18 protein-coding genes are annotated in these 19699 nt (G+C 57.8%); 7 read left to right on the forward strand and 11 right to left on the reverse strand.

The genetic code is table 11. The features are described from left to right. Positions 1-2: 2 nt before the first annotated feature. On the forward strand, positions 3-422 hold the full coding sequence (locus tag HRR99_RS12960; protein ID WP_111837454.1) for a hypothetical protein: 420 nt from the start codon (positions 3-5) through the stop codon (positions 420-422). Positions 423-549: 127 nt separating this feature from the next. Next, a complete protein-coding gene (gene galE / locus HRR99_RS12965) occupies positions 550-1533 on the forward strand; it encodes a UDP-glucose 4-epimerase GalE (RefSeq protein WP_112501026.1) in 984 nt (327 codons plus the stop codon). 20 nt (positions 1534-1553) lie between these two features. Here galE and HRR99_RS12970 read toward each other — a convergent pair whose 3' ends face one another. Genes HRR99_RS12970 through HRR99_RS23190 form a run of 7 tightly spaced genes read right to left on the reverse strand, consistent with a single transcriptional unit; the run spans position 1554 to position 8545 of the window. Further along, positions 1554-2663, reverse strand: coding sequence for a glycoside hydrolase family 88/105 protein (locus HRR99_RS12970; RefSeq protein WP_233122022.1), 1110 nt, complete (start codon positions 2661-2663; stop codon positions 1554-1556). Further along, complete coding sequence (gene pglA / locus HRR99_RS12975) at positions 2644-4185, reverse strand: polygalacturonase PglA (protein WP_233122023.1); 1542 nt, start codon at positions 4183-4185, stop codon at positions 2644-2646. Before pglA ends, HRR99_RS12970 begins: the two co-directional genes overlap by 20 nt. A gap of 10 nt (positions 4186-4195) precedes the next feature. Then, positions 4196-5467 (reverse strand): ABC transporter substrate-binding protein, encoded by a 1272-nt coding sequence (locus HRR99_RS12980; RefSeq protein WP_233122024.1) that lies wholly within the window; start codon positions 5465-5467, stop codon positions 4196-4198. Positions 5468-5506: 39 nt separating this feature from the next. Beyond that, complete coding sequence (locus HRR99_RS12985; RefSeq protein ID WP_233122025.1) at positions 5507-6616, reverse strand: ABC transporter ATP-binding protein; 1110 nt, start codon at positions 6614-6616, stop codon at positions 5507-5509. A gap of 5 nt (positions 6617-6621) precedes the next feature. Next, complete coding sequence (locus tag HRR99_RS12990) at positions 6622-7530, reverse strand: carbohydrate ABC transporter permease (protein WP_233122026.1); 909 nt, start codon at positions 7528-7530, stop codon at positions 6622-6624. Positions 7531-7532: 2 nt separating this feature from the next. Beyond that, complete coding sequence (locus HRR99_RS12995) at positions 7533-8417, reverse strand: carbohydrate ABC transporter permease (RefSeq protein ID WP_111837447.1); 885 nt, start codon at positions 8415-8417, stop codon at positions 7533-7535. Next, positions 8414-8545 carry a hypothetical protein gene (locus tag HRR99_RS23190; RefSeq protein WP_277877890.1) on the reverse strand — a complete coding sequence of 44 codons (132 nt, stop codon included), beginning with the start codon at positions 8543-8545 and terminating at the stop codon, positions 8414-8416. The genes HRR99_RS12995 and HRR99_RS23190 overlap by 4 nt, the downstream gene beginning before the upstream one ends. 163 nt (positions 8546-8708) lie before the next feature. Between HRR99_RS23190 and HRR99_RS13000 the strand changes: the two genes are divergently transcribed. Further along, a complete protein-coding gene (locus tag HRR99_RS13000) occupies positions 8709-9659 on the forward strand; it encodes a helix-turn-helix domain-containing protein (RefSeq protein ID WP_233122027.1) in 951 nt (316 codons plus the stop codon). Positions 9660-9755: 96 nt separating this feature from the next. Here HRR99_RS13000 and HRR99_RS13005 read toward each other — a convergent pair whose 3' ends face one another. Further along, on the reverse strand, positions 9756-10313 hold the full coding sequence (locus HRR99_RS13005; RefSeq protein ID WP_111837444.1) for a PRC-barrel domain-containing protein: 558 nt from the start codon (positions 10311-10313) through the stop codon (positions 9756-9758). A gap of 248 nt (positions 10314-10561) precedes the next feature. Between HRR99_RS13005 and HRR99_RS13010 the strand changes: the two genes are divergently transcribed. After that, positions 10562-12265, forward strand: coding sequence for a sensor histidine kinase (locus HRR99_RS13010; RefSeq protein WP_233123498.1), 1704 nt, complete (start codon positions 10562-10564; stop codon positions 12263-12265). 243 nt (positions 12266-12508) lie between these two features. Here the strand turns inward: HRR99_RS13010 and HRR99_RS13015 are convergent, their stop codons facing one another. Beyond that, entirely contained in the window at positions 12509-13501 is a 993-nt protein-coding gene (locus HRR99_RS13015) for a sensor histidine kinase (protein WP_111837443.1), read from the reverse strand. Between the two features lie 112 nt (positions 13502-13613). Continuing rightward, positions 13614-14408 (reverse strand): response regulator, encoded by a 795-nt coding sequence (locus tag HRR99_RS13020; protein WP_111837442.1) that lies wholly within the window; start codon positions 14406-14408, stop codon positions 13614-13616. Positions 14409-14547: 139 nt separating this feature from the next. On the opposite strand from HRR99_RS13020, the gene HRR99_RS13025 reads away from it, so the two are divergent. Continuing rightward, positions 14548-14748, forward strand: a complete 201-nt coding sequence (locus tag HRR99_RS13025) for a NepR family anti-sigma factor (protein WP_111837441.1) — start codon at positions 14548-14550, stop codon at positions 14746-14748. Further along, positions 14748-15305, forward strand: coding sequence for a sigma-70 family RNA polymerase sigma factor (locus tag HRR99_RS13030; RefSeq protein ID WP_111837440.1), 558 nt, complete (start codon positions 14748-14750; stop codon positions 15303-15305). Before HRR99_RS13025 ends, HRR99_RS13030 begins: the two co-directional genes overlap by 1 nt. Positions 15306-15361: 56 nt before the next feature. On the opposite strand, the gene HRR99_RS13035 is transcribed toward HRR99_RS13030, so the two are convergent. Further along, complete coding sequence (locus HRR99_RS13035; RefSeq protein WP_233122028.1) at positions 15362-15832, reverse strand: Lrp/AsnC family transcriptional regulator; 471 nt, start codon at positions 15830-15832, stop codon at positions 15362-15364. A gap of 159 nt (positions 15833-15991) precedes the next feature. Here HRR99_RS13035 and putA point away from each other — a divergent pair, with 159 nt between their 5' ends. Continuing rightward, positions 15992-19666 carry a trifunctional transcriptional regulator/proline dehydrogenase/L-glutamate gamma-semialdehyde dehydrogenase gene (gene putA / locus HRR99_RS13040; protein ID WP_233122029.1) on the forward strand — a complete coding sequence of 1225 codons (3675 nt, stop codon included), beginning with the start codon at positions 15992-15994 and terminating at the stop codon, positions 19664-19666. Positions 19667-19699 lie beyond the last annotated feature (33 nt).

Here is a 19699-nt window from a genome sequence, read left to right on the forward strand (position 1 = left end):
CCATGATTCAAGCGCTGCTGCTCTACATCGCAGACACCCAGCGAGAGGGTCAACTCGTCACACGCCGCATCAAGACCAAGCTCCTGCTCTGGAGCTTGGCTGGCGTGTTCTTCGCAATTGCCTTCATCGCGGCACTGATCGGCGGTTCGATCTATCTTGCGAAGGAACTGGGTGCCGGTCCGGCGGCGCTGGTCATTGCGGGCGTTTCGTTCCTGTTGGGCGTTATCATGCTCATCACCCTGGCGATCATGCGCAGGCCACGGGTCTATGCAACGCGCCCGGTTCTGCCCCTCGCGGCTGCACCCATTGCCGCACAGGCGATGATTGGCGGCGCGATTGGAAAACGACCGTTTACCTCGCTTCTGACCGCGATGGCCATTGGCTTCATCGCGACCCGGACGTCGCTGAGAAAAAAGAAATAATGCCATCTGAGAGCCGCCTCTTAAACGAGGCGGCTTTCTTTTTTCATCCACGATAATTTCCTCTGCCCTTCTGTCGACAAAATGTTACGCAGTCTCCCGACACATCTTTAAATGGAGAGATTGCTGGATGCGGAAGAAAGTCCTTGTCGTCGGCGGAGCCGGATATATCGGTTCTCACACCTGCCTGCTGCTGGCGGAACGTGGATATGAGCCTGTCGTTCTCGACAACCTTTCCAATGGCCATGAAGAATTCGTCCGCTGGGGACCTTTCGAGCAGGGTGACATCAGGGACCGCGCTCGCCTCGACGAGGTTTTCGCCAAGCACAAGCCGGAGGCCGTGCTACACTTCGCAGCGCTGATCGAAGTCGGCGAATCCGTCAAAAACCCCGTTGCATTCTACGATAATAACGTGACCGGCGCGCTGACGCTGCTATCCGCCACGATGGATGCAGGCGTGAAGGCTTTCGTCTTCTCCTCGACCTGCGCGACCTACGGCCTACCGGAACGCGTGCCACTGGACGAAACCCACCGCCAAGCACCGATCAACCCCTATGGCCGCACCAAATGGGTGGTCGAGCAGGCGTTGAAAGACTACAGCACCTATAAGGACTTGAAGTCGGTCATGCTGCGCTACTTCAACGCCGCAGGCGCCGATTTCGAAGGTCGCATCGGCGAGTGGCACAAGCCTGAAACCCACGCCATTCCGCTGGCCATCGAAGCAGCTCTTGGTCGTCGTGAAGGCTTCAAGGTGTTCGGCACGGACTATGACACGCGCGACGGCACCTGCGTGCGCGACTATATCCACATTCTCGATCTGGCCGATGCCCATGTGCGCGCCGTGGACTACCTCCTGGCGGGTGGCGAAACGGTGGAGCTGAACCTCGGCACCGGCACTGGCACGACCGTCAAGGAACTGCTCGACACGATTTCGGAAGTGTCAGGCCGTCCTTTCCCCGTGGAATATGCGGATCGCCGCGAAGGTGATTCCACGACGCTGGTCGCCAACAACGACAAGGCCCGCGAAGTGCTGGGTTGGGAGCCGCAATACACGCTGGAAGACATCATCCGCTCGGCGTGGCGCTGGCACTCCTCCAGAAACGAAAGCATGTAGAGCCGACAAGAGGCGGCGGATCACTCCGCCGCCTTCACCACCTCTTGGTCGCGCGCCGACCGACGAGTTTCCGCATAGGCCATCATCAGGGGAGCCACGCCTTTGATATCGTCGTCACGAAGGGTTTCCGACAGGTAGTAACCGACCGTCCCATCACGATAGACGCCTTCGAAGCCACCGAGACCGGCAACGCAGCAAATGTGGCCCAGCCTCACGCGACCACAGGCATCTCGCGTCATTTCATTGTCGATGAGACCATCCAATGCGCGTTGGCCCGTCTCGGCAGACAAGCCGGAAATTCCCAGCCGCGCGCCTTTGAGAAAAAAGTAGGCGAACATGGCGGTCGCAGAACTTTCAGCGTAGTTGCCTTCGACATCGGGCACATCCACCACCTGCAGCCAACGGCCATCGGCTGTTTGCAGCGACCGTATTTTTGCAGCCAGTCGCCCCGCGCGTTGTTCGATCTCCGTCCGCTCCGCGCCCTGCGGCAGGGTCTCGACGATATCGACGAAGGCCATGGCAAGCCAACCGATGGCGCGACCCCAATGGGCCGGAGAAAGACCACTCACCGGATCCGCCCAGCCTTGCAACCGCGATTCGTCATAGCCGTGGCGATAGAGCGAGGATGTTTCCTCATAGGTCAGATCGAGCGCGGTCAGGAACTGCTTGATGGCGTCCTGTTGCAGATCGACCTGACCAGTCGTATCAGCATATTCCAGCTTGAACGGCAGCGCCATATAGAGCCCGTCCAGCCAGACCTGATGCGGATAGCGCAATTTGTGCCAATAGGGCCCGGCCTGCGTGCGCGGGTGGAAGTGGAGCTGCTCTGCCAGCGGCTTGGCAGCCTCCAGCCATTTCGCTTCTCCCGTCAGCCGGTGCAGGTAGAGCAGGGCCCGACCAGCCAGCACATTGTCGATGTTGAACTCATCGACGCGGTAGCCTGCAAGCCTGTTCTGCGCATCCACCTGACCACCGACGAGCCGCAGCAGATGATCCAGCCAGCGCTGCTCACCCGTCGCTTCGTACAGCGTGATCAGGCCGCGATAGAGACATCCGTCCTCGTAGCACCACGATCCGCCTTTGTAGTACTCGTAATCGCTGCTGTAATCGTCAAAGTAACTGGTCAGCATGGGCTTTGTCATTCTCGGTTGGATCGATGGAAGCGGGATGAAGTCCCGACAGGGTTGTGAACTGCGTGTTTTCGGCGATGATACCGGCATGCCTGAGCGCAGGCAGATCGCTCGCCATTTCAGCCACCTGCGGCTCGGCAGCGGGATCGAAGGTAACGCGGTAATTCTCAATCATTACCTCGCGAATGGGGGATTCCGGCAGGCCGTAAAACACCGCAGCGGCAGTGCCGGCGCCTGATACCTCGACATTGCGCAGCATGAAGCCCGAAAGGTGCGGTGTTTCCGCAGTCACGGGCAAAGGCAGGCGCGACTGGACGAAATCGGAGCGGCCATCGGCATCGCAAAAGTAGAAGGAATTGACGGCCACGGGCGTCGCAACATTCTCCATCCGGCAATCGAGAAGGCTGATATCGGTGACCTCTCCGCCACGCCCGCGCCGCGTCTTGATGCGCAAACCGCGATCCGTGCCGATGAAATGGCACCGGCTGATGGTGACATCGGAAACACCGGCGCTCATCTCGCTGCCCATGACGACGGCGCCATGGCCGCGCTGCATCAGGCAATTGACGATGTCTATCCGCTCCGTCCTACGGTCAGGGCCACCCAGCGGATGCTTCTTGCCAGCCTTGATGGCAATGCAGTCATCCCCCACCGAAATGGACAGGCCGACGAGGCGAACATCGCGGCAGCACTCCGGGTTGAAGCCATCCGTGTTGGGTGAGTCCGGTTCGTTTTCGATGCTGAGGTCGGCGGCAAGAACGTGGTCGCACAACACCGGATGCACCGTCCACGAGGGGGAATTGCGCACCGTAAAACCACTCAACGTCAGATCACGGCAACCCGACAGGAACAGCGTGCGCGGACGGCGTGCACCGCGTCTGCTGTCCTTGGGCCATGTCCACCAGTCGCCCCGGTCGCCGCCCCCATCGACCACGCCTGCGCCTGTGATGGTCAGACCTTCACAATCGATGGCATTGATCACGCTTGCAAAAATCGGTTCCGCCACGCCCTCCCAGGTGCCGAAGACGCGCCCGTCATCGTGCCGCGCTGGAAAGATCGCAAGATCGCTCCAGTCGGACAGAGCCCACAGCTGCGCATCTTTTTCCAACAGAAGCGTCATGTGGCTTCTGAGATAAAGCGGCCCGGTTTTCCAGATACCGGCTGGAATTCTGAGAGTGCCATTTTCAGGCAAAGCAGCGATGGCACGGGCGATGGCGTCTGCATTGTCAGCGAGGTCGCAAGACGCGCCGTGGTCTCTGATATCGATGAGCGCGCTTTCCACAGATGTTGTGAAGGCAAGCACGCCATCATCGATAACAAGGTCGTAACCCGTATCCGGCGCAAGGCCGGACACGGTGAAAACGACCGATAACGTCTGGCCGGTCACGACCACGCCGCCATCCCTGCCCGCCACGCGCCAGTCGAGCGGCTGGGACAAAGCGTGGAAATGCCTTTCGGCATGAACGCTGAATGTTGCCGTGCGCGACGAGGCGGTGATGAGCTGGATAGCGGCATGGGTCATGGGAGTTTCCTTAGATCCCGGCCAGGGCTTCATCGATGGAAGCGATGATTTCGGCAGCGGTATCCTCGGCAGATTGCTGGCCATAGGCAAAGGCTTCCAGATTGGTATCGAAAGCATCGGTGACACGCGGATGCTCGATCAGCGGCGAGACCTTCGGCCCCTCTGATTCCACCACGACCTTGTAGGATTCAGCCTGCACAGGCTTGATCTTGCCCGCATCCGTCAGCGTTTTGATGGCGATCTTGCTGGAGGGAATGCCACGCGTCGCGCCCAGAATGGCCACCGCTTCTGGATCGTTCAGCAGACAATTGATGACCTGTGCCGCCGCCTTCGGTTCCTTGCTGTTCTTCGAGATCGAAAACAACATGGATGGCTTGCGATAGATGCCTTCGGACTTACCGCCTTCGGATTTTGGAGAATGCGCCGGCACGAGTTCCAGACCCTTTTCCAGTGGCGCTGCGATCTTGCCGTAGGTGGTGTCCCACTGATAGGTGCTGGCGTAACGGCCATTGGCCCATTTCGGATTTTCAAACAGCGGGCGGTTGCCACCGGCAGACGAGTTCTTCCAGGACTCGATGACGCCCTTGTCCACCATCGACTGGTAGAAACTCAGCGCTTCCGCCAGTTCCGCTTCCGACCATGCCACCTTGTTTGTCTCAGGATCGATGAAGGTCTTGCCGGTCATCTGCGTGGCACGCAGGATCACCACGATACGGGCATTGAGGCCGTTGCCTTCGGAAGGAGCGGCTTCGAAGGGGTAATAATCATTGCCCAGCTTGGCTTTCAAAACGGGAGCAGCGGCAAAAAGCTCGTCCCATGTCTTCGGGATCGCGATGCCAGCCTTTTCGTAGACCGTCTTGTTGTACATGAAGATGCGACCGGTCGTGGACACCGGAATGCCATTCAACTTGCCTTTGACGGTCGCGCTTTGCAGATCGGCATCCGACCATTGGGTCAGATCGATGACATCCTTGAACTGGTTGAGGTCGGCAAAACCATCGCCGTTCTTGGAAAACAATGGCAACCATGGCCAGTTGGTCTGCATGATGTCCGGTTCGGTGCGACCGGCAAGCTGCGTGGCGATCTTTTCCTGATGGCCCTGCCAGCCGGTGAATTCCGGCGAAATCGTATGGCCAAACTTGGCGCCGCAGACCTTGAGCGCTTCCTGCGTGGCCAGATGCCGGTCGTCGCTTCCCCACCACGACATGCGCAGATTGGCCGCAGACGCACTGCCAAGGCTGGTCGCAGCCAAAAGAATTGCAGTTATGATTGTACGTTTCATTGTCTTTCCTCCCAAGAATTCAACGTAAATTGTGGTGGCTCACGCCAGACTGATATTTTCACCCGACTGGCGACTGAACACATGGGCAGACGCCGCATCCGCCGTCAGCCAGACCTGCTCGTCACGCAATGCCTTGCGGTCGTAGGCCTGCGCCGGAACCACAGCGATGACGCGGTTGGAGCCTGCCTGAATGTGTAGATAGACCTCGTGTCCCATGAACTCGACATGGCTGATCGTGCCCGAAAGGGCATTTGGCGTGTCTGGCGTGGCAAGGCTGAAATGCTGCGGGCGGACACCAAGAATGATGTCCTTCGGCGCATCCGCCTTCAGACGGCCGGTCAGTTCTGGCCCGAGCTGCACCTTCTGCCTGGCAATGTTAATAGCGCCGTCGCTTTCCAGCGTCGCATCGATGAGGTTCATTTCCGGGCTGCCGATAAAGCCCGCAACGAAGGCGTTGGCCGGTCTGGTATAAAGCGTGACGGGGTCCGCCACCTGCATGATGTGACCTTCCTTCATAACGCAGATGCGGTCGCCCATGGTCATGGCTTCGGTCTGGTCATGGGTGACATAAACGACCGTCGCCTGTTGTCCCTCAGCCTTCAGCCGTTTGTGCAAATCGGTGATGCGCACACGCATGGACGCGCGCAGCTTCGCATCAAGGTTGGACAGCGGTTCGTCGAACAGGAAGACCTGCGGCTTCTTGATCAGCGCGCGACCGACGGCCACACGCTGGGCCTGTCCGCCGGAAAGCTGCTTGGGCAGGCGGTCGAGCAGCGCCTGGATTTCCAGCGTCTCGGACACATCCTGCGTCGCCGCCTCGATATCCTGTTTGGAGCGGCGCTTGAGGCGCATGCTGAAGGAGAGGTTCTTGCGCACCTTCATATGCGGATAGAGCGCGTAATTCTGAAACACCATGGAGATGCCGCGCTCGCCCGGTGGCTTATCGTTGACCAGCTCGCCACCGATGCGGATTTCACCGCCGGTGATGCGCTCCAGCCCGGCGATCATGCGAAGCGTTGTGGACTTGGCGCAGCCGGAGGGTCCGACCAGCACCATGAACTCACCATCCTCGATATCGAGATTGATGCCGTGCACCGCGCGGAAGGACGCATAGTCTTTTTCGAGATTGCGGAGTTGAAGACGTGCCATTTCGATTATCCTTTGATGCCGCCAGCGGAGATGCCGTCGATGAAATATTTCTGCGCCACGAAGAACACGACGAGAGCGGGCGTGATAGCGAGCACCGACATGGCGAGAATGCGGTTCCAGTCGAAGGCTTCCGTGGTGTCGATCGACAGTTTCAGGGCCAGTGACACCGGGTATTTCTCGATGGACGACAGGTAGATCAGCGGTCCCAGAAAGTCGTTCATCGTCCACATGAACTGAAACAGGCAGACAGAAATCAGCGCGGGCGTCAAAAGCGGCACGACGATGAAGAACAGCGTCTGCATGGTGGAGGCACCATCGACGCGGGCTGCCTCTTCCATGTCACGCGGGATGGCGCGCAGGAACTGCACGAGCATGAAGACGAAGAAGGCATCACCGGCAAAGGCCGAGGGAACCCAGAGGGGCAGATACGTATCCAGCCAGCCGAGGTCGCGAAACAGCAGATATTGTGGAATGCGTGTGACGACATTGGGCAGGAGAAGCGTCGCGATCAGCGAGGCGAACAGGATTTTCTTGCCCGGAAATTCGAAACGCGCAAAGCCATAGGCAACCGCCGTGCAGGAGATGGCCGTGCCGATCATCTTCGGCAGGACGATCCATAGCGTGTTGAGGAAAAACGTTCCGAATGTGTAGGGCGTCGATGTCTTCCACCCCTTGATGTAGCCGTCCAGTGTAGGATTTTCCGGCCAGAAACCGGGATTGTTGAAAATCTCGGAATTGGTCTTGAAGGATGCCCCGATCAGCCAGATCAGCGGATAGAGCATCAGCAGACCGACGGCGGCCAGCAGGAAATAACGGATGGCGGCACTGATGCGGGCGCGAACCCGCTCCCGGTTACGGGATTGTTCGGCATCCATTGCGGCGGCGTCGATGTTGGAAACAGCGTGATCGACCATGATCAGCTCCTTTTATCGCCAGCGTAGTAAACCCAGTGGCGCGAGGACCAGAAGGCAACGACGGTGAGAACCATGATGATGACGAACAGAACCCATGCGATGGCCGAGGCGTAGCCCATGTCGAACCGCTTGAACGCTTCATCGTAAATATAGAGAGGCAGCAGATAGGTTGATTTCAGCGGGCCACCCTGCGTGATGATGTAGGGGCCGTTAAACTCCTGAAATGCCTGAACCATCTGCATGATGAGATTGAAGAAGATGACGGGCGTGATGAGCGGCAGCGTGATGTGGACGAAGGTTTTCCATTTACCAGCGCCATCGATGGAGGCAGCCTCGTAGAGCGAATTATCGACGCTCTGCAATGCGGCAAGGAAGATGACCATGGCCGAACCGAACTGCCAGATGCGCAGCAGCGTGATGGTGAAGAGCGCATTGGTCGGATCGCCGAACCAGTTGACGCCTTCGAAGCCCAGCAGGGCAAGGCCCATATTGACGAGGCCCGTATCGGCAAAGATGTAGCGCCACAAAACCGCAACGGCGATGGAGCCACCCAGAATGGATGGCACATAATAGGCGGTGCGGAAGAAATTGATGGCCTTCAGCTTGTAGTTCAAAATGACCGCGATGAAGAGCGCGAAAACAAGCTTCAGCGGAACCGTGGTGAACACATAGATCAGCGTCACCCACAGCGACTTGCGGAATGTGCGGTCGTTGGTGAAGAGCTTGATGTAGTTGGCAAGGCCGGTGAATGTCGGCTGGTCCAGCAGATTGTAGTTGGTAAAACTGAGATAGAGCGACGCCAGAAACGGCAGCGTGGTGAAGATCAAAAGCCCGATGATATAGGGCGATAGATAGAAGAGCCCGAGAAAACGATTATCGCCGCTCATGCACGCACTCCGTCATTCCACGGCGTTGCCACCAGCGATATTTCGGATCGAAGCAGCCCCAGAAGGCCGAGCGAAAGTGCCGCGATGACGAACTCATCACGCTGAAATGGATGTTCTTTATTCTGCATCGTTGCTAATTGAAGAGTTCGGATCGAATGCCTCACCTCTAAGGCAAATCCGCCGAAAACCCCAAATCCTCCCGTTTCCTCACCAGCCTATTCTTTTTCAGGCTCAAGAGATAATATGACTTCTTCAGTGGCATGATGGAAATCGACATTTTCGGGAAAAGAGATGGACAAAATTGAAGGTAACGTTTTTGCCGAGATACCGGTCAACGCGCTTGCACTGACGCTGACGCGCTCGACGATCAAGATGCTGCACGCGCCGACATGGAGCATCGACAAGACCAACAGCGTCCATGATTTTCTGATCTGCCTGACGGGAAGTGCAGCCTATGAGATTGGCGGCGAAACCATCATGATGGAGCCTGGGACGGCGATGCTGATTCCCGCCAACACCCGCTTCGTCGGGCGTTCCACCTCAGCAGAACTCTACACCGGGATCGCTCAGCATTTCACCCTCGATCTGTTCGGGCGGCTGAACTTCATTTCGCAGATACATCTGCGAAAAAGCGTGACCTTGCCCCATTGGGACATCCTCGAGCCCATGGTCCAGCGCTATCACGACCTCGCACCGCCATCATCCACCACCCTGATGCAGCATCACCTGCTGATGGTTCTGTTGATGGAGTTTACCAATGAAGCCTTCGTGGAATGGCGAGAGCAATCGGTCGGCAATGTCAGCAATCCAGATGCGCTGTCTCTGGCGATCATGGTGGCCGCCAACCAGATCGCGGTCGATCCTGTCAGCCCGACGGTGGCAGAGCAGGTCATTGCCGCAGCACCCTATAATCCCGATTATTTCAAACGCGAGTTCAAGCGTCAGATAGGCTGGACGCCCGTCAAATTTCAGGAATTCAAACGCATGGAACGGGCTATGGGCCTTTTGGCCAGCGGATGCCATGTCAAATACGCTGCAGAGCAATCTGGCTACAGCGATGCCTATTACTTCTCGCGCATGTTCAAGCGTTACATCGGCATAAGTCCGGCGGGATACAAGGAAGCCGAGAGGCGGCACCGCGAAGGCGCCTATCCTCGTGGTGAAGAGGACGGCAAGATCGTCTATCCGCTGTCGCGCACCCACCTGTCGGCACCTTCGCCTGATGTGGTGGATCATTCGTAACGCCCAGGATTTCCAGCCATAAAAAAACACCGGTCGAAATGGACCGGTGTTTCCGCTACGGCATCATGCCTGTAGCGCCTCTCTCCCAGGAAGAGATTATGGCTTTGGTGCCGTGGTCGTGGTGCCATCGGCGGCAGGTGCAGCAGGCGTTGCCGTGCTACCGCTTGCCTTGTCCTTCATCGTGACGAACTCCGGCGCGGCCTTCAGGCTATCTGCAGTCTCGGTGGTTGTGAGACGGATCGTGCCGCTCTGCGTGTCGCGGGTCACCGTGAGCTTGTCCATGGGGACAGCTACATCCTTGGCACCGATGCCGAGGAAGCCGCCGACGCCGACCACAGCAGCGACGATGCCGCCATTTTCCTCGAGAATGAGGTTGGTCACGCTGCCGATGCTTTCATCGGTCGAAGTGTAGACCGCGCTGCCAATATAATCGTTGGCGCTGATCTGGGTGCTGCCCTGTTCGGTTAGATATGCACCACCGGCTGCCGGTGTCGTCGTGGTCGTTGCCGCACCTGGTGTTGCTGGCGTTGCCGGGGCGGTTGCGCCGGGTGCTGCCGGTGCGGGCTGCGTTGTACCTTGTGCCATAGCAATGGGTGCGAACGTTGTGGAACCCAAGAGAGCGGCTGTGACGATCGTGGTGAGTGTCTTGTTCATTTCGTACCTTCCTTGTTATGTCGAATTAACCTGCTCGGGACGGTTGAACCGTTTCTGTGTGAGCCTGTTGATTTGCAAACGGCGGGGGGCTGGAAATGGTTCCGCCATTTTTTTAGGCATGTAAGTGCTGTTTCAACAGCTAAAATTGATGGATATTCAGGCATATTCTGGGATTGCGCAGCATGATGGCTTGGGCCATTCTGCTGTCAGCCACGGTGATTGGAACGCCGTCAAAAACGCGCGAAACAATGCAGAACAATATCATTTTCAGATTGAGACAGCGGCTGGCGGGATTTTTCCCAATCGCGCCGATAAGAGTGTATCTCGTTGTAATGACAACGGTTATTACACTTCCGTTGATTATTTTCGTCGGTTATCTGATGTTGAAGCTGGAAGCGGACGAGCGCGGCGACCTGCAACGGGAAGCGGTCGAAGATGCGCGCGCCATCAGCCGCAATGTCGATCGCCGTTTGCAGGAGATGGCGACCTCTCTCAATCTGCTCTCCCAGTTCCCAGAACTCGAAAATGGTAACCTCGCGGCTTTTCACAACCGTGTGAGTGAGAGCCTTCAAAAACAGGGCCTTTACGTCATCATCGCGACGTCGGACGGAAAACAGCGTCTCAACAGCCGCGTGTCCTTAGACCACCCGCTGGGCGCCGTGCCACCCCAAATTCGGTTGCCGGAGGCACTGGCTGCTGGAAGGGTCACGGTATCCAACATCTTTTACGGCAACACCAGCAAGGAATGGGTTTTCAACGTTATGCGCCCCCTGCCGCCTGCGCTATCGGCTGCGGGCGATGCCTTGATCATGACCCAGAACGCGCGCGATCTGATGGGGCTGATCTCAACGGATGGCCTGCCATCGGACTGGGCAATTGCCATTCTGGACGGCGACCGCAATGTGGTGGCCTCCAGCACGCCCCAGACCATTGCAGCCGGGACACCCTTTGCTCACACCGCGGCAACGCAGCAGATGCAGGCGTTCAGCGGCAGCTTCGAGGATGAAAACGGTATCATATATGCCTATTCGCAACTGCCCGGCTGGTCATGGAAGGCCGTGATCTGGGGCCCGGCCGACAACAGCCAGTCGGCTCTGGCCAGCACGTGGCGCAAGATGATGATCGGCAGTTTCGCCCTTCTCATCATCGCCATTGCCGGTGCCTATCTGGTTGGCAGGCAGCTTCGCGGCTCGATCCGCCAGTTGGTGGACATGGCACGGCGGATCGGCGAAGGCGAAATCGTCGCGCCCATCGACACCAAGATCACCGAGGCCAATCAGGTAGCGATTGCGCTGTCCAACGCATCCTTCGACCGCAGTCAGGCCGAAGACCGCACACATCTGATTTTGCATGAACTCGTCCACCGTACGAAGAACATGCTGACGCTGGTTCAGGCCATGATGCGCCAGCTTGCGCGCGAAAACACCACCGTCGAGGAGTTCCAGAAGGAAGTCGATCACCGGCTTCGCGGTCTGGGCATGTCGATCAGTGCACTGTCAGATGTGCAGTGGCAGGGACTGCCGATGCGCAAGCTGATTGAGACACATCTCGACGTTTTCGGCAGCGTCGCCGATCAGGTCAAATTGACCGGCGACGATTTCATGCTGTCGCCGGAGGCCGCACAAAATCTCGGGCTCATCGTCCACGAACTGGCCACCAACTCCATCAAATATGGAGCGCTTTCCGTTCCCTCCGCCAAGGTGGAATTGTCGTGGAAACGCGACGCCGATGCGGGCCAAGACTTGCTGACAATCGACTGGAATGAGGTCGGAGGGCCGCCTGCTACGCCTCCCACCCGAAATGGTTTTGGTACGACGATCACCAAACGTCACGCCGAAGGCGCCTTTTCAGCAACGATCACAACGGACTATGCGCAAACAGGTTTCCGGTGGACGCTGGTGGCGCCAGCCCATAATTTCATTTCTCAAAAAAATGCGACCGCGCTCGATTAATTTTCAAATTGTTGGAACCAACGGCGTGGAGTCGCGTTTTTATGGCAAGCCAAGCCTCTCCCCGTCCCCGCCTGAGGCTTGGCGCATGCAGGTTTTGCCCCTGAAAACCTGCCATAAATAGCACGGCTCTACGGAGCCGTGCTTTTTTGTCTCATGCTCATCGTCCGAAAAATTCCAGACTGCATCGCCCTCACTCGCATGACTGCGGGTTGGTGCGATATCGCTGAGATCGGGAATGGGGGATCAGGTTGGAAGGGGCGCTGGAAATCTCAGGAAATAATCGATGTTGTCTGATGATACCGAGTAGGTGGCTTCGCCGCCAAGCGCTGCTGGCACGACCTTTTCCAGAACGACGCTGCCGAAGTGGCTGCGCTTGTCTTCGGCTGAGGACAGCGATGCGCCACTGCCACCGAGCGGTTCCGTCCAGCGAACCTCGAAGAACTCGCCGTCCTTGCGACAATCGAGCGTCAACGGCAGATGGCGAGACAGATTTCCACCATGGCTGACCGTGTTTACCACCAGTTCATGAAAGGCGAGACCCACGTAAAGAGCGCCATTGGGATTGAGAAGAAGGTTGTCCCCCTTCATCTGTATCAGGTGCGGATATTCCGGCAGATACATATCGGCTTGCTGTTTCAACAGATCGAAAATTTCGGCGCCGCGCCAGTCCGAATCCGTAATCAAATCCTGCGACTGTGCCAGCGCGTGTAGCCTGCCGCGAAACTTCCGCAGAAAATCTTCCTTGGTGAAGCTGAAGCGGGCCGTCTGGGCCGACAAGCTTTGAATGATGGCGAGAAGATTTTTCGAGCGGTGGCTGACTTCACGCAACAGCGAGCGCAACAGTTGCTCACGTCGTCTTTCGACGGAGATTTCTCTGATGGTCGTCTTGAGCACGCGCTGCCCGGACATGTTGACGGTTGAATAGACGTGGAATTGGAAGGTCCGATCCTTGCCTGCACTGACTTCAAGCATTCCACGACTGCCTGCGGATGTCAGGTCTTTCTTCAGGTCGGACAGTCTTGCCGAAAGGTCAGGGCCGAACATCGAGAGGTCGGTTGGGTCCTCGCCTGTTTCACCAGGGAGGCTCCACACGTCGGGCAGATTCGCGATGAAGATATATTCCTTATCACGGTCTTGGAGCATGACCGTCTCGTCAGAGTCGAGAAGGGCGAGCACGAGTGAATCGTGCAGGTCGCCCTCGTCTCTCCCAGCATTATGCCACGCCAGCCGATGCAATATGGTCTCCTAACGGGGAACGGCGGTTAAGGTCGCGATGTCCGGAACAACATGCAGACCTCAACGCCGGCTACCAACCCGAGTTCCAAAGTCTCTCAAAGTTCACTGTTGTTTATGCAGCGACACGTGAACTTTCATTGAAGAACAGCGCCTGGCTGATAAGCGCCTTGACCATGTCCGGGTTGAACGGCTTGGTCACGAGGAAGGTCGGCTCAGGACGTTCACCGGTCAGAAGACGCTCTGGGAATGCCGTGATGAAAATGACCGGAAGGGTCGTCATCTGAAGGATTTCCTTCATGGCTTCTAGACCGGAGCTACCATCGGCAAGCTGGATATCCGCAAGGATCATCTTGGGCTGCGTGCGGTGGAACAGTTCCAGTGCTTCCTTATGGGTGCGGGCAATACCGGTAACGTTGTGACCCAGGTCGGTCACCATCTGCTCGATATCCATCGCGATCAGAGGCTCGTCCTCGATGATCATAATATCGGTCGCGACCTGGCGGGCGATTTCGGATGCCGCTTCATCGATTAGCTTGCTGACCTGCGATTCAGGAACGCGCAAAATTTCGGCAACTTCAGCGAGGGAGAATTCTTCGACCGTGGTCAGAAGGAATGCCTGACGCGGCACAGCCGGGACGGCGGAAAGATTGGCTGATGCCCGCTTTTCCCAGCCTGTCAGGTTTTCATCCGTCTTGATGTTGATCGTGACGGAACTAAAGATCGAAACGAACAATTGGTACAGCGAGACGCGATCACTGCTGGTCTGCGGAAAAATGCTGACATCGGCGATGAGCGCTTCAAGGCTTGCGGCAACATAGGCGTCACCGGTAGATTGTGAACCGCAGACAGCACGCGCAAACCTGCGGAGATAAGGCAGATGCGCTGCTATGCGTGTAGAAACTGACATGGAATTCTCCCCTGTACATGCGGCTTGCAACGCAAACCTAATCGAAAAAACGTGGCATTCAAAAAAAAGTTCCAACCGAACGGAACAATTTTTTTAGCCATGCATTGATGTCGAGGTCACCAAAGGAATACCGGAAATCATGAACATGTTTCAATCGGATCAGGATCCGTCTGAAAAGGGAACGTCACCGACGGTTCCCGACTCAGGTAGAGCCGTTATCTCTCGCAAATTACGAGAACTATACGACGCAGTTCAGGACGAGGGCATCCCGGACAAATTCCTCGATCTTCTTGAAAAGCTCGACGAAGCTGAAAATAACGCAAAGGCTTCGAGGCGATAATGGTCACAGAACCGAGCAAGAATGAGCACAATTTCAAGCGCGAGATGCTGGCCGCTTTGCCAAATCTGCGCGCCTTCGCCATCTCTCTGATCAGATCCCGTGACCGCGCCGACGACCTCGTGCAGGATACGATCATGAAGGCATGGGCGAAGCAGGAAAGCTACCAACCCGGCACCAATATGCGTGCCTGGCTCGTCACGATCCTTCGCAACGAGTTTTACAGCCAGATCAGAAAATCCGGTCGTGAGGTTCAGGATACGGACGGGGCTTACACATCGCGCCTTTCCGTGCCTCCAGAGCAGCATGGTTCTGTTGACCTGCAGGACTTCAGGCAGGCCCTAGCCAAGTTGCCTGAAGATCAGCGTGAAGCCATTTTGCTGATCGGCGCATCGGGTTTTGCCTATGAGGAAGCCGCTGAGATTTGCGGATGCCCTGTCGGCACTATCAAGAGCCGCGTCAGCCGCGCGCGCCTGCGCCTTCAGGAGTTGTTGGGCATCGAGAACGAAAACGAGTTTGGTCCAGATGCGCAAATGACAGCTGCTGCTGCCGTTCGCTAAGGCAAGATGATCTGTAGAAACTGAAAACGGCGCGACTCTCGAAGTCGCGCCGTTTTTCATATGCCAACGTCCTTGACCGATTGCATCACCACGAATGTCGAGGTGTTGGCAACACAGGGCAGGCTGGAGATTTTCTCGCCCAGCACCCGCCGGTATTTGCGAATATCGGTGGTGCGGACCTTCAACAGATAGTCGAACGCACCGGCGATCATGTGGCACTCTTCCACTTCCCTGATCTTGCGCACAGCCGTGTTGAAATCCTCCAGCGCCTTTTCCCGCGTATCGGATAATTTGACCTCTGTGAAAGCAATATGCTCCAGCCCCAGCTTGGCGGGATCGAGCGTGGCGCGGAAGCCGAGAATATAGCCCTCCTCCACCAGCCGTTTCAGGCGCGTCTGGCACGGCGTCTTGGAAAGGCCGACCTGGCTGGAAAGCTGCGCCATGGACATGCGCCCATCCTCACTCAACACCTCCAGTATCTTCAAATCGAAATGATCCAGATCGCCTGTTTCAAGAAGTTTTACCATTCGATAATCCGCTTTTATCTGCCAATATAAGTTCATTCAGACTGATATATCCTCGAAATAAGTCCATATCAATTTCTTCGACAATGATATTCTGGCTTTGGAGGAAGAGCGGTCGCCAGCAATGTCGCGCCTCCAGATATGTTCAAGGGAAACGGACCGATGACGGGACTTGCAGCAGTAACCGAAAACGACAGCGCGCAGACCATTTTCGGCGATTTTGCGCCGCCAGTGGGTCCGCAATCGCCGTTGCGCAAAGCCATTACCGCGGCTTACCGCCGGTCCGAACCGGAATGCATCGATGCATTGTTGCCGGATGCCACGGTCACACCTGAACAGGCGACGACGATCCGGGCAACAGCCCGCAAGCTGGTCTCCGCACTTCGCTCTAAAGCCAAGGGCACCGGTGTCGAAGGTCTGGTGCAGGAATATTCCCTCTCCAGCCAGGAAGGCGTGGCGTTGATGTGCCTTGCCGAGGCGCTGCTGCGGATTCCCGATGCAGCCACCCGCGACGCGCTGATCCGCGACAAGATCGCAACCGGCGACTGGAGATCACATCTGGGCGGCGGTCGTTCTTTGTTCGTCAACGCTGCGACCTGGGGTCTCGTCATCACCGGGAAGCTGACTTCTACCGTCAACGACAAAGGCTTGTCTGCTGCACTAACGAAGCTGATTTCGCGCGCAGGCGAACCCGTCATCCGCCGGGGCGTCGATATGGCCATGCGCATGATGGGCGAGCAGTTTGTAACCGGCCAGACCATTGGCGAGGCCATTAATCGCTCGAAAGCGCTTGAGGCGCAGGGGTTTCAGTATTCCTACGACATGCTGGGTGAAGCTGCGACCACGGCCAAAGATGCAGAGCGTTATTACCGTGACTACGAGCAGGCGATCCATGCCATCGGCAAGGCTTCGGCTGGTCGTGGGGTCTATGGTGGCCCCGGCATTTCCATCAAGCTGTCTGCACTCCACCCCCGCTATGTGCGGGGACAGGCAGAGCGTGTCATGGGCGAGCTTTTGCCGCGCGTGAAGGCGCTGATGGTACTGGCAAAAGGCTACGACATCGGTCTCAACATCGATGCCGAGGAAGCCGACCGGCTGGAACTGTCGCTCGACCTTCTGGAAGCCGTTGCGCTGGACCCCGATCTCGGCACATGGCAGGGCCTCGGCTTCGTGGTGCAGGCCTATAGCCGTCGCTGCCCCTTCGTGCTGGATTACATCATCGATCTCGCCCGCAGATCGAACCGCCGCATCATGGTTCGTCTGGTCAAGGGCGCCTATTGGGATGCCGAAATCAAGCGGGCACAGCAGGATGGCCTGGAAGGCTTTCCCGTTTTCACCCGCAAGGTCCATACGGATGTGTCCTACATTGCCTGTGCGCGAAAACTTCTGGGTGCCCGCGACGTGATCTTCCCGCAATTTGCGACCCACAATGCACAGTCCCTCGCCACGATCTATCATCTGGCGGGGCCTGACTTCAAAATCGGCGATTACGAGTTCCAGTGCCTGCATGGCATGGGCGAGCCGCTCTACAGCGAAGTCGTGGGCAGACGAAAGCTTGACCGGCCCTGCCGCTTTTACGCGCCCGTGGGAACGCATGAAACATTGCTGGCCTATCTCGTGCGTCGCCTCCTGGAAAACGGTGCGAACTCCTCCTTCGTCAACCGCATCGCAGACCCAGATGTGGCCATCGACAGCCTGCTGGAAGACCCTGTTGCCGTCGTTTCCGCCATGCCAGTGGCCGGTGCACAGCATGAGAAAATCGCAAAGCCTGCCGATCTCTATCGCGAACGCCGCAATTCCGGCGGGCTCGATCTTGCCAATGAAGACACACTTGCCGCATTGAGCGACGCTCTGTCCGCAAGTGCAACGATGGACTGGAAAGCAGCACCACCGCAGGCCAGCGGCTCCACCCGCGCCGTCGTCAATCCCGGCGATCACAATGATCTGGTGGGTTTCGTCATCGAACCGCGTGAAGAAGACGTGACGGCTGCGCTGAAGGCTGCCGCGCAATCGACATGGCCGCAGACCAACGTCGAGCAACGTGCAGCCTGCCTGGAAAAAGCGGCTGATCTGATGCAGGCGAAATTGCCGGTGCTGCTGGGTCTCATCATGCGCGAGGCGGGAAAATCTGCGCCGAACGCCATTGCCGAGGTGCGCGAAGCCATCGATTTTCTGCGCTATTACGCGCAGGAGGCACGCAGGACGTTCGGGCCCGACCAGCAGGCGCTCGGGACCGTCGTCTGCATCAGCCCATGGAATTTTCCGCTGGCGATCTTCATTGGACAGGTCGCGGCGGCACTGGTGGCGGGCAACACGGTCCTGGCAAAGCCCGCCGAGGAAACGCCACTGATTGCCGCTGAAGGCGTGCGTCTGTTGCACGAGGCGGGCGTGCCCGCAGATGCAGTGCAGCTTCTTCCTGGTGATGGCAAGACCGGCGGGCTGCTGGTGGGCGCCGAGGAAACAGCCGGTGTGATGTTTACAGGCTCCACTGAGGTGGCCCGCCTGATCCAGAAGCAGTTGAGCAAGAGGGTTCTTGGCAACGGCCAGCCCATTCCGCTGATTGCGGAAACGGGTGGACAGAACGCCATGATCGTCGATTCCTCGGCCCTTGCCGAACAGGTGGTGGCGGACGTCATCGCTTCGGCCTTCGATAGCGCCGGTCAGCGCTGCTCGGCATTGCGCGTTCTCTGCCTTCAGGATGACGTGGCGGAAAAAACCCTGACGATGCTGAAAGGCGCGCTGCATGAACTGCGTATCGGCAGGACCGACCGGCTGTCCGTGGATGTCGGCCCCGTCATTACGCAGGAAGCCAAGGACAACATCGAAAAGCACATCGAAGCCATGCGTGCGCTTGGCAACCGGATCGAGCAGATCACGCTGACCGGCGAAACCGGCAAGGGCACCTTCGTTCCACCGACGATCATCGAGCTGAAATCCCTGTCCGACCTGAAGCACGAGGTCTTCGGACCCGTCTTGCACGTCATCCGCTTCCAGCGCGAAAAGCTCGACAGGCTGATCGATGACATCAACGCCACGGGTTACGGCCTGACCTTCGGTCTACACACCCGTCTCGATACGACGATTGCCCATGTACTTTCACGCGTGAAGGCGGGCAATCTCTATGTCAACCGCAACATCATCGGCGCGGTCGTCGGTGTTCAGCCTTTTGGCGGCCGCGGCCTTTCCGGCACCGGACCAAAGGCAGGCGGTCCGCTGTATCTCGGTCGTTTGACGAGACAAGCGCCGCTGGCCGATCACGGCGTTGCGCAACACGATCCCGCCATCGAGCCGCTTGCCGCATGGCTTGAGGGCAAGGGCGAGACTGGCGCCGCAGAAATCGCGCGCATATCGGCGAGACTGTCGAACCTTGGTTATGAAACGGAACTGCCCGGACCGGTCGGCGAACGCAACCTCTATGCACTTCATCCGCGTGGCGCTGTTCTTCTCGTGCCGCGAACCATCAAGGGGTTGCTGCCCCAGCTTGCCGCAGCACTTGCCACCGGAAATAGCGTGGTGATCGACAGGGCATCGGGTTTGGAAGATCAGATGAGCGGCTTGCCATCCGCCATAGCCACGCGCATCGTCTGGTCAGACGATTGGGCAGCATCAGGCCCCTATGCGGGCGCACTGGTGGAAGGTGATGCGGAGCGTGTGCGGGTGGTGAATGCGCTGGTGGCCGGTCTATCGGGACCACTCGTTCTGGTTCAGGCGGCTTCGAGTGAAGCCTTCTCTGAGGCCAAACAGCCCTATAATCTCAACTGGCTGTTGGAAGAAGTATCCGTCAGCGTCAACACCACGGCAGCGGGCGGCAATGCCAGCCTGATGTCCATCGGCTAAAACCATCGGCTGGCGAGACATCCTCGCCAGCCG

The sequence above is a fragment of the Agrobacterium vaccinii genome, assembly GCF_021310995.1.
Classification (GTDB): Bacteria; Pseudomonadota; Alphaproteobacteria; order Rhizobiales; family Rhizobiaceae; genus Agrobacterium; species Agrobacterium vaccinii.

Coding starts and splice junctions, on each gene's coding strand:
- HRR99_RS13035 (WP_233122028.1), bottom strand. CDS start 15,832: ATGGTAAAACTTCTTGAAACAGGCGATCTGGATCATTTCGATTTGAAG.
- HRR99_RS12970 (WP_233122022.1), bottom strand. CDS start 2,663: ATGCTGACCAGTTACTTTGACGATTACAGCAGCGATTACGAGTACTAC.
- galE (WP_112501026.1), top strand. CDS start 550: ATGCGGAAGAAAGTCCTTGTCGTCGGCGGAGCCGGATATATCGGTTCT.
- HRR99_RS13030 (WP_111837440.1), top strand. CDS start 14,748: ATGGTCACAGAACCGAGCAAGAATGAGCACAATTTCAAGCGCGAGATG.
- putA (WP_233122029.1), top strand. CDS start 15,992: ATGACGGGACTTGCAGCAGTAACCGAAAACGACAGCGCGCAGACCATT.
- HRR99_RS13025 (WP_111837441.1), top strand. CDS start 14,548: ATGAACATGTTTCAATCGGATCAGGATCCGTCTGAAAAGGGAACGTCA.
- HRR99_RS12995 (WP_111837447.1), bottom strand. CDS start 8,417: ATGAGCGGCGATAATCGTTTTCTCGGGCTCTTCTATCTATCGCCCTAT.
- HRR99_RS12960 (WP_111837454.1), top strand. CDS start 3: ATGATTCAAGCGCTGCTGCTCTACATCGCAGACACCCAGCGAGAGGGT.
- HRR99_RS12980 (WP_233122024.1), bottom strand. CDS start 5,467: ATGAAACGTACAATCATAACTGCAATTCTTTTGGCTGCGACCAGCCTT.
- pglA (WP_233122023.1), bottom strand. CDS start 4,185: ATGACCCATGCCGCTATCCAGCTCATCACCGCCTCGTCGCGCACGGCA.
- HRR99_RS13005 (WP_111837444.1), bottom strand. CDS start 10,313: ATGAACAAGACACTCACCACGATCGTCACAGCCGCTCTCTTGGGTTCC.
- HRR99_RS13020 (WP_111837442.1), bottom strand. CDS start 14,408: ATGTCAGTTTCTACACGCATAGCAGCGCATCTGCCTTATCTCCGCAGG.
- HRR99_RS12985 (WP_233122025.1), bottom strand. CDS start 6,616: ATGGCACGTCTTCAACTCCGCAATCTCGAAAAAGACTATGCGTCCTTC.
- HRR99_RS13000 (WP_233122027.1), top strand. CDS start 8,709: ATGGACAAAATTGAAGGTAACGTTTTTGCCGAGATACCGGTCAACGCG.
- HRR99_RS13010 (WP_233123498.1), top strand. CDS start 10,562: ATGCAGAACAATATCATTTTCAGATTGAGACAGCGGCTGGCGGGATTT.
- HRR99_RS23190 (WP_277877890.1), bottom strand. CDS start 8,545: ATGCAGAATAAAGAACATCCATTTCAGCGTGATGAGTTCGTCATCGCG.
- HRR99_RS12990 (WP_233122026.1), bottom strand. CDS start 7,530: ATGGTCGATCACGCTGTTTCCAACATCGACGCCGCCGCAATGGATGCC.